The organism is Peribacillus frigoritolerans (assembly GCF_004358755.1).
In the GTDB taxonomy this organism is placed as follows: Bacteria; Bacillota; Bacilli; order Bacillales; family Bacillaceae; genus Bacillus_P.
The window spans coordinates 1,202,728-1,217,196 of the sequence record NZ_SMZY01000001.1; the positions used below are offsets into that span (position 1 = coordinate 1,202,728).

Annotated in this window: 13 protein-coding genes; 12 read left to right on the forward strand and 1 reads right to left on the reverse strand. The window is 38.7% G+C overall.

Annotation, left to right across the window (positions count from 1 at the left end; translation table 11 throughout):
* Nucleotides 1-186 precede the first annotated feature (186 nt).
* From fdhF to E2R53_RS23150, 4 genes are all read left to right on the forward strand, one after another.
* Nucleotides 187-3,153, forward strand: a complete 2,967-nt coding sequence (fdhF, locus tag E2R53_RS06240) for a formate dehydrogenase subunit alpha (protein WP_133310879.1) — start codon at nt 187-189, stop codon at nt 3,151-3,153.
* The gene (locus E2R53_RS06245; protein ID WP_133310880.1) at nt 3,137-3,676 is read left to right on the forward strand and encodes a DUF1641 domain-containing protein; all 540 of its coding nucleotides are present in this window, start codon (nt 3,137-3,139) and stop codon (nt 3,674-3,676) included. The genes fdhF and E2R53_RS06245 overlap by 17 nt, the downstream gene beginning before the upstream one ends.
* A gap of 64 nt (nt 3,677-3,740) precedes the next feature.
* Nucleotides 3,741-5,006 (forward strand): L-lactate MFS transporter, encoded by a 1,266-nt coding sequence (locus tag E2R53_RS06250; protein WP_133310881.1) that lies wholly within the window; start codon nt 3,741-3,743, stop codon nt 5,004-5,006.
* Between the two features lie 143 nt (nt 5,007-5,149).
* The gene (locus E2R53_RS23150) at nt 5,150-5,293 is read left to right on the forward strand and encodes a hypothetical protein (protein ID WP_165970907.1); all 144 of its coding nucleotides are present in this window, start codon (nt 5,150-5,152) and stop codon (nt 5,291-5,293) included.
* A 50-nt stretch (nt 5,294-5,343) separates the two neighbouring features.
* On the opposite strand, the gene E2R53_RS06255 is transcribed toward E2R53_RS23150, so the two are convergent.
* On the reverse strand, nt 5,344-6,000 hold the full coding sequence (locus E2R53_RS06255) for a hypothetical protein (RefSeq protein ID WP_133310882.1): 657 nt from the start codon (nt 5,998-6,000) through the stop codon (nt 5,344-5,346).
* A 457-nt stretch (nt 6,001-6,457) separates the two neighbouring features.
* On the opposite strand from E2R53_RS06255, the gene E2R53_RS06260 reads away from it, so the two are divergent.
* The 8 genes from E2R53_RS06260 to E2R53_RS06295 all read left to right on the forward strand — a co-directional run bounded on the left by E2R53_RS06260 (nt 6,458) and on the right by E2R53_RS06295 (nt 14,304).
* Nucleotides 6,458-7,267 carry a CsxC family protein gene (locus tag E2R53_RS06260; protein WP_133310883.1) on the forward strand — a complete coding sequence of 270 codons (810 nt, stop codon included), beginning with the start codon at nt 6,458-6,460 and terminating at the stop codon, nt 7,265-7,267.
* A gap of 211 nt (nt 7,268-7,478) precedes the next feature.
* Nucleotides 7,479-8,453, forward strand: a complete 975-nt coding sequence (locus E2R53_RS06265; protein WP_133310884.1) for a CsxC family protein — start codon at nt 7,479-7,481, stop codon at nt 8,451-8,453.
* Between the two features lie 395 nt (nt 8,454-8,848).
* Complete coding sequence (locus E2R53_RS06270) at nt 8,849-9,379, forward strand: hypothetical protein (protein ID WP_133310885.1); 531 nt, start codon at nt 8,849-8,851, stop codon at nt 9,377-9,379.
* Between the two features lie 135 nt (nt 9,380-9,514).
* Nucleotides 9,515-11,185 (forward strand): DUF6044 family protein, encoded by a 1,671-nt coding sequence (locus E2R53_RS06275; protein ID WP_133310886.1) that lies wholly within the window; start codon nt 9,515-9,517, stop codon nt 11,183-11,185.
* Between the two features lie 22 nt (nt 11,186-11,207).
* Nucleotides 11,208-12,215, forward strand: coding sequence for a glycosyltransferase family 2 protein (locus E2R53_RS06280; protein WP_133310887.1), 1,008 nt, complete (start codon nt 11,208-11,210; stop codon nt 12,213-12,215).
* The gene (locus E2R53_RS06285) at nt 12,199-12,633 is read left to right on the forward strand and encodes a GtrA family protein (RefSeq protein ID WP_133310888.1); all 435 of its coding nucleotides are present in this window, start codon (nt 12,199-12,201) and stop codon (nt 12,631-12,633) included. The genes E2R53_RS06280 and E2R53_RS06285 overlap by 17 nt, the downstream gene beginning before the upstream one ends.
* 581 nt (nt 12,634-13,214) lie before the next feature.
* Complete coding sequence (locus E2R53_RS06290; protein ID WP_070877428.1) at nt 13,215-13,583, forward strand: helix-turn-helix transcriptional regulator; 369 nt, start codon at nt 13,215-13,217, stop codon at nt 13,581-13,583.
* Nucleotides 13,584-13,695: 112 nt separating this feature from the next.
* Nucleotides 13,696-14,304, forward strand: a complete 609-nt coding sequence (locus tag E2R53_RS06295; RefSeq protein WP_133310889.1) for a hypothetical protein — start codon at nt 13,696-13,698, stop codon at nt 14,302-14,304.
* The last annotated feature ends 165 nt before the right edge of the window (nt 14,305-14,469 follow it).

Below are 14,469 nucleotides of genomic sequence, written 5' to 3' on the forward strand. Positions count from 1 at the left end.
TTTTTGTTTAATTTATGACTTTCATTGTCCTGAGGTTTATTGATTGTTGAAAAGACAGAATCTTGCTACAATTTAGGAAGCGCTTACATTTTGACCTTAGTTTTATTCATGCTTGTGCAGGGTAATTAAATTGCTGTACTGAGAATTGATTGAACATTTTAACTATTCGTGAAAGGGGAGGTCTTTTTGTCAGACAGTTTTAACGTGAAAATAAACGGTGCTGAAGTAAAAGTAGAAAAAAATCAGACAGCCCTTCAACTTCTTTCAGGCCAAAAGCTTGAAGTGCCAAACATTTGCTATCATCCAAGCCTCGGTGCAATTGAAACGTGTGATACATGCATTGTTAAAGTAAACGGGGAATTTGTGAGGGCCTGCAAGGCAGAGGTCAGGAATGGAGATGTCATTGATTCACAATCACCTGATGTAAAAGAGGCACAGCTCATCGGCATGGACCGTATTTTGCACAGTCATGAGCTATATTGTACGGTATGTGATTACAATAATGGCGGCTGTGAAATACACAATACGGTGAAAGAAATGAAAATCAATCATCAAAGTATTCCATTTGCTCCAAAGCCCTATGAAATCGACCAATCTAATCCTTTTTACCGTTATGATCCGGATCAATGCATTCTTTGCGGAAGATGCGTAGAAGCATGCCAAAATGTGCAGGTAACAGAGACTTTATCCATTGATTGGGAACGGGACCGCCCCCGTGTGATCTGGGACAACGATGTGGCGATCAATGAATCTTCCTGCGTTTCCTGCGGACATTGTTCAACTGTTTGCCCGTGCAATGCGATGATGGAAAAAGGAATGGAAGGGGAAGCCGGTTATTTAACAGGCATTTCCAAACAAACGCTTCGCCCGATGATTGAAATTACGAAAAATGTTGAGACCGGCTACGGCTCAATTCTTGCTATATCAGACATGGAATCAGCCATGCGTGACGAGAGAATCAAGAAGACAAAAACTGTCTGTACATACTGCGGAGTCGGCTGCAGCTTTGATATTTGGACAAAGGGGAGAGAAATCTTAAAAGTTGAACCTCAGGCTGAAGCTCCTGCAAACGGAATTTCAACCTGCATAAAAGGGAAATTCGGATGGGATTATGTCAATAGTGAAGAACGCCTGACGAAGCCGCTGATCAGGGAAGGCGATGCTTTCCGTGAAGCGGAATGGGATGAGGCGCTATCCCTTATTGAAAGAAAGTTTTCTCAGATTAAAAACGAACATGGACCTGACGCACTGACTTTTATCAGCTCCTCAAAATGCACTAATGAAGAATCTTATTTAATGCAGAAGCTTGCCAGATCAGTAATCGGAACGAATAACATTGATAATTGTTCAAGATACTGTCAGACACCTGCAACAATGGGATTATTCCGGACAGTCGGCTACGGAGGCGATTCCGGCACGATAAAGGATATTGAGATGTCGGAGCTTGTCTTGATAATCGGTTCAAACACGTCAGAATCGCATCCGGTTTTATCTACTAGAGTGAAGAGGGCTCATAAACTTCATGACCAAAAGCTGATTGTCGCTGACCTAAGAAAACACGAAATGGCCGAGCGCTCTGACTTATTCATTCAGCCTGAATCAGGAACAGACATTGTCTGGCTGTCTGCCGTAACCAACTATATCATCGGCCAGGGCTGGGCAGATATGGAATTTTTGAAGAAAAGAGTAAATGGATTTGAAGAGTATAAGGAAAATGTAGAGAAGTTCACGCTTGAATATGCCGAAAAAACAACTGGCCTATCAAAAAGCGAGCTGATCAAAATAGCGGAGATGATTCATGCAGCGAAAAGCACAGTTGTTCTCTGGGCAATGGGCGTCACTCAGCATTCAGGCGGAAGCGACACAAGTACAGCCATTTCAAACCTGCTGCTGATCACAGGGAATTATGGCCGTCCAGGTACAGGCTCCTATCCTTTAAGAGGCCACAACAATGTGCAGGGGGCCAGTGATTTCGGAAGCATGCCGGACAGGCTGCCTTCCTATGAAAAAATCACCGATCCTGCAGTACGCGCCAAATATGAAAAGGGCTGGGGGGTGAAACTACCTGAACACCCAGGTTTAAACAACCACGAAATGGTAGCCGGGATTCACGCTGGAAACGTAAAAGCGATGTATTTAAAAGGAGAAGAAATGGGAATCGTCGATTCCAATATCAACTACGTCCATTCTGCTTATGAGAAGTTAGACTTCTTCGTCGTTCAGGACCTCTTTTTATCCAAGACGGCAGAATATGCAGATGTTGTGCTTCCGGCAAGTCCAAGCCTTGAAAAAGAAGGAACATTTACAAATACAGAACGCAGAATTCAGCGTTTATATCAGGTCCTTGAACCTATGGGTGACTCAAAGCCGGACTGGAAGATCATTATGGAGATTGCGAATAAGCTGGGAGCTGGATGGGACTATAAACACCCAAGCGATATAATGGCAGAAGCAGCGATGCTTGCACCTCTTTTTGCAGGAGTAAACTATGAGCGGCTGGAAGGCTACAAGAGTCTTCTTTGGCCAGTAGCATCTGATGGAACAGATACACCTGTTCTATTCCTGGATGAATTTCCTTTTCCAGACGGCAAGGCGCGCCTCTTTCCAGTCGATTGGACGAAACCGCTCCAATTTGACGCGGAATATGATATTCATGTGAATAACGGCAGACTGCTCGAACATTTTCATGAAGGTAATATGACGTATAAATCAAAAGGCATCTCATCCAAAACACCAAGCACATTCCTTGAAGTTTCACCTGAGCTTGCTGAAGAAAGAGGGATAAAAGATGGGTCTCTGGTCAGGCTGATATCCCCCTATGGAAAAGTAAAGGTGCAATGTGTAGTTACCGAACGGGTGAAAGGAAAAGAAGTGTACCTTCCCATGAATGATTCTGGAGAATCAGCGATAAATCTGATCACAAGCAGCTACGCTGATAAAGACACAGATACACCTGCTTATAAAGAAGTAAAAGCTAAACTTGAGGTGCTGGAAATCAACGGTGTCAATCCGTTGCCAAAAACAAATTTCCGGTATGGAAACCCAAATCCTCAAAGAGGTGTAGAAGTAGAAAGAAAATGGAAGCGCACAGACTATGTATTCCCAGGCGACCTCGTTAAGAAGGGTGGAAATAAGGTTGGCAAAAGCAACTAAAACGATAAACCGCATAGAAAAAACAGAAGAAGATAAGCGAAAAGAAGATTTAAGAGAAGTGGAAGATGCCCTGATCAGCCATAAAGAAGCCATTATTGATACGCTTGAGATCTTACAGCACATGCAGGACAGAGGGGTTTTGCCTCTATTGAAGGGTTTATTCGGACAAGGCGACAAAGTGATGGACATTCTTGTAAAAACGGTGGACAAAAAAGAAACGACCAACAGTTTGAAAAATTTGCTCTTAATGACAGGGGTGCTTGGCATGATCAATGTCAAACAGCTGGAACCCTTTTTATTAAAAGTGAATGCGGGAGTTGCCAGAGTGGCTGAAAATAAAGATCCGGCAGAAAAAACGAGCTACTTTGACCTTGCGCGCTCCCTGAAAGATCCTGAAGTAAACCGGGCCGTCACAATGCTGATCAGTTTCTTGAAAGGAATGGGGCAGGAGACGGAGCATATTGAAAAAACCTCTCAAAGTAAAGAAGATCAAGTGCGTCATAAAAATGAAACTCTGGAATAAGGCCATGAAGGCAGGCAAATCCGTTTCCTGCCTTCACCCTAATGCTTAGAAAAGAGGAGAAAAAATGACGAAAACAAAAAATCGCTGGCTGATTGCAGCTGCAGCAGTTGGCATTCACATTTCAATTGGGTCGGTTTACTCCTGGAGTGTTTTTACCAACCCCCTTAGAGATGAACATAATTGGGGGTTAAGCGAAATCTCGCTTACATTCAGCATTGCAATTCTTTTTTTGGGATTATCGGCAGCATTTATGGGTCACTTTGTTGAAAAGTATGGACCTAGAGCTTCCGGTCTGCTCTCAACAGTATGTTTTGCGGCAGGATTAATAGGAGCAGGTTTCGCTGAAAGCATTGGATCTTTGTATCTTTTGTATTTTTTTTACGGAGTTCTTGGAGGCATTGGGCTTGGCATCGGATATATTACCCCGGTTTCCTCGTTAGTAAAATGGTTTCCTGATAGAAGAGGTCTTGCTACGGGACTTGCCATCATGGGCTTTGGATTTGCTTCTTTACTTGCAAGCCCTGTGATAGCATCGCTCATAGCAAGTGTCGGAATAGACAAGACTTTTTATATCCTTGGAACCGTCTATTTTATAATTATGATTTCATCATCCCTTTATCTTGCCCCTCCGCCTGAAGGATGGATGCCTGCAAATATGAAAGCGAATCAGCCGGAAGCAGAAACGGTAAAGAGTGATTTATCCCAGCTTACAGCAAACGAAGCAGTCAAAACGCTCCGCTTTTGGGCTTTGTGGGCCATGCTCTTTATTAATGTTACCTGCGGAATTGCGATTATATCCGTGGCATCCCCGATGGCTCAGGATATTGCAGGATTAAGCGCAGCTGCAGCTGCAGCGATGGTAGGTATTATGGGGTTATTTAATGGATTTGGCCGAATCGGCTGGGCATCTGTATCAGATTATATTGGCCGTCCAAACGTTTATACTGCATTCTTTGCCATTCAAACAGCTGCTTTTCTTTTGCTTCCAAGTGTCACAAATGCCTTCCTGTTTCAGGCTCTAATCTTTTTAATTCTCACCTGTTACGGAGGAGGATTTGCTTCCATTCCAGCTTATATTGGCGATCTCTTCGGCACCAAACAGCTGGGGGCTATTCACGGATACATTTTAACTGCATGGGCAGCGGCTGGACTTGCAGGACCGCTTGTTGTTTCTTGGATCAGAGAAACGACTAACAGCTACTCATTGACACTGTCTATATTTGGAGGTGCTTTTGTAGCAGCACTGGTTATTTCATTACTTATTAGGATAAATATTAAAAATGTACGCAAAAGAAGTCAGCAATCATCTTCAAACTCACTGACTTCATAAATAAATAATCAGCCGATGGACATTCTATTTGATAATAGAATGTTTTTTTGAGAATTAATTGGTAAAAAAGTAATATTTTTAAGGTAATATCACCTAATAATTAGTATAATATACTTAATATGGATCGGGAGGTGAACATGTAAATGGAGCAAAAGCCATTGCACTATGACGGGAGTGTTCAAGCAGAGGTTGATAATCAGCAGACATCATCTGAACCCTTGAAAATAACAGATGAAATGAGAAAAAATATAGGCAGCAATCCATATTTTGTTGAAATAAATGAATAATCAATAGGCGGCCTCTAATTTAAAGAGGCTTTTTTACTTGTCAATTTATCTTATCTCCTCCCTTTGGAACGAATAACTATAAACGTTTCTTCATCCTCATCATCTTCATATTTATAGGAATCATGATATTTTGCTTTTTCAGGAACTTGTTCCTTTACCCTCTCTGGAGTGAGTCTTTTTTCCTTTTCTCCTATCACTGGTTTTTCCTGTTTTTCTTGTTTCTTTTCCTTTTTTTCTAATTCTTGTTTTTCCTTTTTATCTTCCTTTGTTGCTTTAGCAGGCTCTTTTTTGTCTTCTTTCAGTTCTTTAAGCGAATCTTTTATTTGTTTTTCCTCTTCCTTTAATTTTTTTTCTTTCTTGACTTCCTTAAGAGATTCTTCCACAGACTTTACCGCTTCAACATTTTCTTCTTTTAAAACTTCATGCTCAATTTGTGTACACTCTTCATGTCTACTGGGTTCTTCATCAGAATAGAGACATTTCTCATCTTCATATTCATCTGTACAGTAATCTTGATGAGAATGAATTTGTTCATCGACACACTTGCATTCAGTATCAAAAAAAATGACTTCACAATGTTCCTTGACTTCTTCTAGGAGCATTTCTACAAGAACCTCTTTATTCATAGCCAGTTTCAATGTATTGTTTAAATCCTTTTTTAAATGAATCAGAAATTCAGATGAAACAGCATTTTTTATTTCTTTCATTGCAATGAGCTCTTCATAGATCGCTTCAGATAAAGCATGATTTAAAGTTAAAACCGATTCAAGGAACCTATTAATGTCCCGGCATTTACAGTTGTCACAGGCTCCCGTGCAGCATTCTTTTCCATTGTTATAAGAAGACACAATAATCCCCCTTCATATAAGTTTTTCTGAAAATAGACTATGCAATAAAAATCTGATTGGATTGGATAATTGGAATTTGATGATGAAAATAGGCACATTGCATATGCAGAGAGGAAAGTGTGAAGGTGTAATTAAAAAGGGCTTATTATTTTTGATATTTGTTTAAAAAAGGCGAATGCACTGAATAAAATGCCGTCTCAATGAGGTTCATATTTGCATTATCTATACAAGGACGAAGATAAAGCGAACAATTATTGACAAAATCTATGCTTTACGCTTTTTCTTTGTCCAAAAAAATATTAGGAGGAATAAATAGATGTCTGTAAATCCGTTCAGAAGAACAACATCTACAAATCATTGTGACGCTACAAACGTCAGACCAAATCCAATTCCAGCATCGCCGGATCCAATTATTAAGGTTCCAGTGTTGCTGAATGAAGTATCTGTGCAAATTCCAATGCATGCAGAAATTGAATTTCCAGCAGGTGAACGCGTTTTAGAAATCAAAACAATCAAAAAACGCACGTATGTAACACAATGCCGTCTTGTTAACCGTGCTCCTGCCCCTGGCGACACACTTGCTAATTACAGAGCAAAACTTTTCCTTAGCGGTTTTGTGCGCAAAAACATTCAATACGCTTCAAATCCAGTTGCAGATGCTGCTGGTGAAATTTTATCAAGAATCAATTCATTAACTGTTGAAGTTCCATTCGACTGTGTAGCAGAAATTACAAATTTCAGAAATTTCCCTGTTGGACCATTCACTGATTCTCGCGATGAATTTGGTTATTTAATCTCTCAGCAGCTTCCAAATGACAGAAGCTTTGCTGCAAAAGACCGTTTAGATGGTACAGATCTTTCTCAGTTCCATCAAATCAGTACAGAATTCTACAACGAATTGCCTTTCTGTGAACTGATCAGAGCTGATATCATTGAATTCGATGAGTCTTTAGACCGAGTTCCATTCCCTGCAGCTGGTGGTACAGGAGAACAAGAAATCGTAGGCGAAGGTACATTCACACGCCTTTCTGAAAAAATGGTATTAGACTTAACACTAAAACTATTGCAAAAACAACAAGTCAGAGTTGATTCTTTAGGGCCAGCACCAGGTGGACTCGAAGGCTAATCAGCAAACATCAGTAAATAATGGGTTTGGGCTGTCGGGTATTACCCGGCAGTCTTTTTTTGGTACATAAATTGTTACACATCATATTTTATTGTATTGAAATTACTAAGTGTGCACCCAAAAATAGACTTGTATCTATTTTTCGAGTCCAAACAGGCGAATGCCTTTTGCATATGATAAATTGCACAAAAACTTAAGGAGGAATCACTAAATGTCTGTTGAGCCATTTCCGAGAAGCACTTCCATGCAGCACTGTAAAGCAACGATCGTAGATCCATCAGCAACTCCCTCAACTGGTATCATTATCAAAGTACCAGTCTTGCTGCAGGAAGTCCGAATAGAAATTCCAGTACATGCTAAAATCACTTTTCCTAAAGGAGAAAAAGTTCTTGAAATTAAAGAAATTAAAAAAAGGGTTTTCTTAACACAGTGCCGCCTTATTAACCGCGAGGGTGCAGCCTCAGGCCAGCTATTTTTGAGCGGGTTCGTTCGCAAGAATATTCAATATGCCTCAAATCCAAAAGAGGAATGCAAAGGATCTGTTTTATCTTCTATTAAATCACTGACTGTTGAGGTGCCGTTTGATTGTGTTGCTGAAATTGAACGTTTTCTTACTCCTCCAGTAGGTCCTGTAAGTGATACGAAAGAAGAGTTCGGTTTTTTTATTGCACAACCGTTAGGAATTGGTTTTCCTGAAAAGGATCAATTATTGTCGAATGACATTTCTCAATTCCATCAAATAAGCACGGAACATTTTAATGAAATGCCTTTTTGTGAACTCGTTAAGGCTGACATTATTGAATTTGATGAAGCACTGAACCGCAGCATCAAGAAAGAAGAGTGCATGTGTATTGAAAGCTGTGAAGAAAAAGAGATCATTCTTGAAATTCCGCTTGAAGACTACATGGAACTGTGCAGGGAAGAAGATGGATGTGAATGTGAAGAATGTAAAAAGGAGCATGAATTTAAGCATTCAAGCTCGTCTAAACGAAAATCGTTTAAAGAACTATCTGACAAACTCAGTATGGAAATCATGGCATATGAAGAAGATTTTGAAAAGAAAGATGTCAAAAAAGATCATCGAAAAAAAGACGCAAAGATTGAAACCTTTACTGAATTATCAGAGAAAATGATCCTGGATATTACACTTAAGCTGCTTCAAAGGCAGCAAATACGCCTAGGGTGAATTTCACACTACCAAAGCACCTATAACAGGGTGCTTTCATTTTTTGCGTAAAAATTAGCTAATTACATAGGATTCTATGAAAATTGGATGAATGAATCACTTCATCTAACCATACGAAAAAAATATTTCTTAATAAGATAGTATAAGGGATCAGTCACAGATTACATGATTCTTTCTTTGCAAGATTTGAATGAGATATCCGGCAGCTATGTGCAGCGATCGTGATACGTTTGTCTGATAGATCAAGACGTCTTCTTGCAGGGTTGGATTTATTATCTAATGATGACTGCACCTTTAGTATGGATTGATGAAAGAGGTGAAAAATATGTGCCAGAAACATGTTGAAGTTCGTTTAATCTGCAAGCGTGTTAAACATTCGGGCGAACACTGTCCATGTGACCATTGCAAAAAACACGAAGAAAAATGGATCTGTAAATGCGTCAAAGTTTGTGATGAGTGGAAGAAAGAAGAAAAGCACCATTGCGGATGTGATCACTGGAAAAAAGAAGAAAAGCACCATTGCGAGTGTGGTTGCTGGAAACAAGAAGAAAAGCATCATTGCAGGTGTGAGTACTGGAAAAAAGAAGAAAAGTACCATTGCGAGTGTGATCACTGTAAGAAAGAAGAAAAGAATCATTGCAGGTGTGACGATTGGAAAAAAGAAGAGAAGCACCATTGCGAGTGTGATCACTGTAAGAAAGAAGAAAAGCACCATTGCATGTGTGATAAGTGCAAGAAAAAAGAGAAGCACCATTGTAAGTGTGATAAATGCAAGAAGAAAGAGAAACACCATTGTAAATGTGATAAATGCAAGAAAAAAGAGAAACATCACTGCAAATGTGACAAATGCAAAAAGAAGCATAACTAAAACTAATGACAATTTAATCGCTAAGCTGCTTATTACGAATTGGGTGCAGCTTGTTTGACCTTTAACTTGCGATATTTTTTAAGACTTGTGTAAAAGCAAGTCTTTTTATTTAGATACAAAAGCAGATGGAATATTTTATAGGAAGTTGTAAAAATTAAAGGAAACACACCTGCCTTAGCCCTGAGGTGAAAATATGGAACAAAAAAGGCAATTTGATCACATTTTAATCTATTTATGTATACTGGCCATCGCTTTATATGTAGCACCGCTTTTTATCCTTAATGAAAATGCGCACATCCGCGTTCATGATAATCTGGATTCTAATCTTGCCTGGTATAAAGTGCTGACGGAAAATGGGTACCTTTTAAGCGGGCTGAATGAAACTTTGCCGCAAATTATAAACGGACTGCCCAGAAATGCTCTTGGTTCTGAATGGAATCTTCAAATCTGGCTGTACAATTGGTTCCCGACAATGACAGCTTATGCATTCTCTCAATCAATCACAAGAATTTTTGCCTTTTTGGGCATGTATCTTCTCTTGAAGGACCATTTCCTTAAAGAAAGACAATATTGGTTTATTACTGCAGGAACAGCCTTAACATTTGCCCTGACCCCTTTCTGGCCCCAGGGAATGCTCAGCACACTGGGAATGCCTCTTGCTTTATGGGCATTTTTAAATATCAGAAATGGAAATCGTTATTGGCTCAGTATGGCAGTCTTAACTTTGCTCCCTTTTTACTCAAGCTTTGTTTTAGGTTTTTTCTTTTTTTTAACTGCTATAGGCATGTTATGGATCATGGATGTGATGAAAAAAAAGAAGTGGAATCTGCCTTTTTTGATTTCCGTCGGATACATGATAGTTGTCTATTGTATAGTTGAATATCGGTTAATCTATTCCTTTTTATTCTCATCTGAACCAAATAGCCGTGATGAGTACTTTCATGCGAGGCTGCCATTATGGCGGGTCATAAGGCTTACATTTAAGAACTTTGTATTAGGACATACACATGTCATGACCGTTCATGGCTTGATTATCCTGCCTGTCACTCTGTTTGCTCTATACATAATGATCCGAAAAGGAAGATGGAAAACAGAAAAACCGTTTGTTTTTTTATTCATTTTAAATTTTTGTTTATCAGCCTGGTATGCTTTCTGGTTTTATAAGGGCTGGCTTCCTTTAACGGAACGTTTTCATTTCTTGGATACCTTTAACTTTGCAAGATTCCACTTCTTGCGGCCTATCATTATTTATTTGGGTTTTGCTTTGGGGTTAAAGATTTTATACAGTGAATTCCCCAAAAAGGGGGTAATCTGGGCGTGTATTCTAGCTCAAGTAATAGTGCTCGGCCTCTTTAATGATGAAATTATCTATCAAAAGAAACCATCTGTAAAAGAGTTTTATGCAGAGGAACAGTTTGCAGAAATTAAAGATCATATCGGCAAGCCAGTTGAGGATTATAGGGTTGCAAGCCTCGGACTGCATCCTGCCATCGCTCAATATAATGGATTCTATACTCTCGATACGTATAACAACTTTTACCCGCTCTCGTATAAATACCAATTTCGGAAAATCATCGAAAAGGAACTCAGTAAAAATAAAAGACTGCGGATTTATTTTGATGAGTGGGGAGGAAGATGCTATCTCTTTAGCAGCGAGCTTGGGAAAAAGTATATGTTTCCTAAAGATTCAACTAATCGAATTATGGATTTTGATCTGAATACGATACCATTTAAAGAAATGGGCGGTGAGTATATTTTTTCAAGCTTGCCGATTGAACAGCCGGAAAAGAACCATTTATTCCTGGATAAAGTATTTCATTCCGAGGAATCGGCTTGGAAAATTTATCTCTATAAGGCCAAATAAACAGCACGGGAGACTCTACATTATGAATGCACCTACTTTAACTATTGTAGTTCCATGTTATAACGAAGAAGAAATTCTTCCTCATACGATTCATAATCTCAGTCAAGTTCTTGAAAATTTGGTAACAGAAAAGAAAGTATCATTAAAAAGCAGGGTCCTGTTCATTGATGACGGCAGCAAAGACTCTACCTGGTCAATTATAAATAAAGCATGCCTGAATATGAAAAGAGTGGCAGGATTAAAATTATCAAGAAATGCAGGGCATCAAAATGCATTGCTTGCCGGGATGTTCACAGCCCAAGAAGGATCTGACTGTATGATCACGATTGATGCCGATCTGCAGGATGACGTCACAGTCATTCATGAGTTTATAGACACCTATCAAAAAGGATTTGAAATTGTTTACGGAGTCAGAAAGAAAAGAGGAACAGATACTCTTTTTAAACGCAAATCGGCGGAATGGTTTTATAAAATAATGAAAAAGCTTGGAGTCGAGCTTATCTACAATCATGCGGATTATCGGCTGATGAGCAAGCGGGCCGTACAAGAATTAAAAGGATTTGATGAGGCTAATTTGTTCCTAAGGGGCATTGTTCCGCTAATTGGATTTAAATCAGCCAAGGTCTATTATGACCGGAAAGAAAGGCTTGCAGGGCAAACCAAGTATCCACTAAGCAAAATGCTGTCATTTGCGTTTGATGGCATTACATCCTTTTCAGTAACACCAATTCGCTTTGTCTTATCAATGGGTTTGATTACTTTCCTTATCAGTCTTTTGTTCGGCATTTATTGCCTGACGATGAAATATCTCGGCCGGACACAAACAGGATGGACATCATTAATAGCCTCTATATGGTTAATAGGAGGACTGCAGATGATTGCCACAGGATTAGTGGGGGAGTATATAGGTAAAGTATACAAAGAAACAAAAAGACGCCCTAAATATATTGTCGATATTGATTTATTCAATCTTCCGATTCTAAAAAACAATATTCAGGAAGAAGATTTTCGCTATGAGATCAGAAGGTAATTTAATTCGCATTGATCCGCTTTTTATTAGATTCATTCTCGTTGGAATCATGAATACAGCTGCAGGATTATCAGCAATCTTCCTTTTACTGAATCTTTTTAACGCGGATTACTGGCTTTCAACTTTTTCGGGAAATATCATCGGGGCAGCTGTCAGCTATTATTTAAATCGTTCATTCACATTTTCAAATCAGACCAGCTTCAAAAAAAGTCTTCCGCGTTTTATAGTAGTAGTTATTGTGTGTTATGCTGCTGCATTTTCCTTTGGGAAAGCGGCAGCTGAATTCTTATATCTTTTATTACCACACTTTTTAATAATGACGGAAGATTTGCTTGCGGTCCTGCTTGGGACAGGTATATATACAATTTTAAATTTTTGGGGACAGAAATACTTTGTGTTCGGGATTAAACCTATTTAATTGAAACCTTAAGCATTTCTAATAAAATGATGTTCCAACTAAAGAATATTTAAAGGGCAAAAAGTGTCCAGAGCTCTGGGTCACTTTTTTTGTTTGTCGTTATTATGATTATCTAGTTAAACTATGATTTAAATTATCATAGTTAAAAAAATTGTCCCCAGACGAAATCTAAGAAGAACCTGCGATTTTATCTTTCCTGAAAAAGAAACAAAATGTCTAAAGACTTAAATGAAAATCAAAAATTTATCTATGGGGCAGGGACTGATCTGCTGAGCAGAAGTTTCGGCTTCAAGCTTAATGGTGAATCCCGGCAGAATGATGCAAAACCTCCAGACACATTAAACTTCCTTTGTCCAGAATGCTCAAATAGAATTAAAAATTAATAAAACTATGTTCTAAATAATCATTTATAAACCTATTTCACTCAGACCACATTCCAAATATCCCTCAATAATGATACCTCTAAAAGTTTACAAAGGGGCAAAAGACTCATTTTTCAACGTAAAGCAGGTATTTTTCTAAAAACATTGAATTATTAGAACATAATGCAACCAAAATATCTTCAGGAGGAGATGTTTCGAATGGGTGAGAAAAGAAGTGCGAGCGGATTTTTATTAAAACAGAGAGCTTTTCTTAAACTCTATATGATCCGAATGACGGAACAGGATAAGCTGTATGGGTTAAAGCTGCTGGATGTGCTCCGTGATGAATTCAGAAGATATGGATACAGACCAAATCATTCAGAAGTATATAAATCGCTGCATGAATTGATAGAAGACGGAGTATTGAAGCAGGTTAAAAGAAAGAAAGAGGGAATGAAGCTGCAGGAGGTCGTTTATTACAAGTTCGAGGATTATGAAAAAGCAAAGCTATATAAAAAACAGCTGAAGGCAGAGCTTGATCGGTGTCAAAAACTGCTGGATAAAGCTCTGCAGGATAATTATTCATAAAAGGGCTATTGGATCAAATCTGGATACCAGGTTTGATCTTTAAATATGTTTGCAGCAGTTTCATGTTGGGTTATGATAGGAATAGATTTCCGCAAATACAGGAGGACTGAACATGCTGCAAAAAACAATTAAAGCATATATTGAAAATCAAATAAATCATCAACCGCAAAATCAATCTATTGGCATTTACAAACAAGAGAAAGAATATGCTGAGGCGCATGGACTTGTTCCTGAACAAATTAAACTAGTGGAAGAGAAAGCACAGTCTAGATTCAAAGATGCTTATCTGGAGCGAGTTGATAAAGAAACAGAAGAATTGATTTCAGCTGAAAACCCATCTGAGTTTCTTCAGGAAAAAGTAAATTTCTTAAAAGCGAATCAAAAAGAGTTTGTTTATTTAGAATCTGATTGGTTTGACATTATTAAAATAGACGGCTTAACAATAGAGCATGATGACGTTTTTGGCACATATAAAGGACTGCTCGGTTTAAAACAGAAAAAGGCCGCCGGCAGCAGCATCCGAAATTGGTTTAATGAAAAGGCTGATGGAGAGACAACAAAATACCAGCTGCTTTTTAATGATAAAGACGGCTTATGGGATGTTAATTTTGATTGTGACCTCATTGAGGGTTTTCATGAAGATTTAACCTTGAACGAAGCATTTGAAAAGATCTATAGTTTTCTCTTTGAACTAGTGAAAGATTTGGAGAGCACTGTCTAATAAGTATTTTATGAAGCCTGCAGAAATGCAGGTTTTTATTTTTAGATTGAGGCGGGGTTGAAAGGGGGACGAGGGTCTATGTTTCCTCTTTTTCCGGATTTGAACCGTATTGTGGAATCATACGGGGCCTATGTTTCCTCTTTTTCCAGATTTGAACCGTATTGT

What these genes read in the sequence shown, in the direction of transcription:
- E2R53_RS06250 (WP_133310881.1), top strand. Translation starts at nt 3,741, where the DNA reads ATGACGAAAACAAAAAATCGCTGGCTGATTGCAGCTGCAGCAGTTGGC.
- E2R53_RS06290 (WP_070877428.1), top strand. Translation starts at nt 13,215, where the DNA reads ATGGGTGAGAAAAGAAGTGCGAGCGGATTTTTATTAAAACAGAGAGCT.
- E2R53_RS06275 (WP_133310886.1), top strand. Translation starts at nt 9,515, where the DNA reads ATGGAACAAAAAAGGCAATTTGATCACATTTTAATCTATTTATGTATA.
- E2R53_RS23150 (WP_165970907.1), top strand. Translation starts at nt 5,150, where the DNA reads ATGGAGCAAAAGCCATTGCACTATGACGGGAGTGTTCAAGCAGAGGTT.
- E2R53_RS06280 (WP_133310887.1), top strand. Translation starts at nt 11,208, where the DNA reads ATGAATGCACCTACTTTAACTATTGTAGTTCCATGTTATAACGAAGAA.
- E2R53_RS06260 (WP_133310883.1), top strand. Translation starts at nt 6,458, where the DNA reads ATGTCTGTAAATCCGTTCAGAAGAACAACATCTACAAATCATTGTGAC.
- E2R53_RS06285 (WP_133310888.1), top strand. Translation starts at nt 12,199, where the DNA reads ATGAGATCAGAAGGTAATTTAATTCGCATTGATCCGCTTTTTATTAGA.
- E2R53_RS06295 (WP_133310889.1), top strand. Translation starts at nt 13,696, where the DNA reads ATGCTGCAAAAAACAATTAAAGCATATATTGAAAATCAAATAAATCAT.
- E2R53_RS06255 (WP_133310882.1), bottom strand. Translation starts at nt 6,000, where the DNA reads ATGAAAGAAATAAAAAATGCTGTTTCATCTGAATTTCTGATTCATTTA.
- E2R53_RS06265 (WP_133310884.1), top strand. Translation starts at nt 7,479, where the DNA reads ATGTCTGTTGAGCCATTTCCGAGAAGCACTTCCATGCAGCACTGTAAA.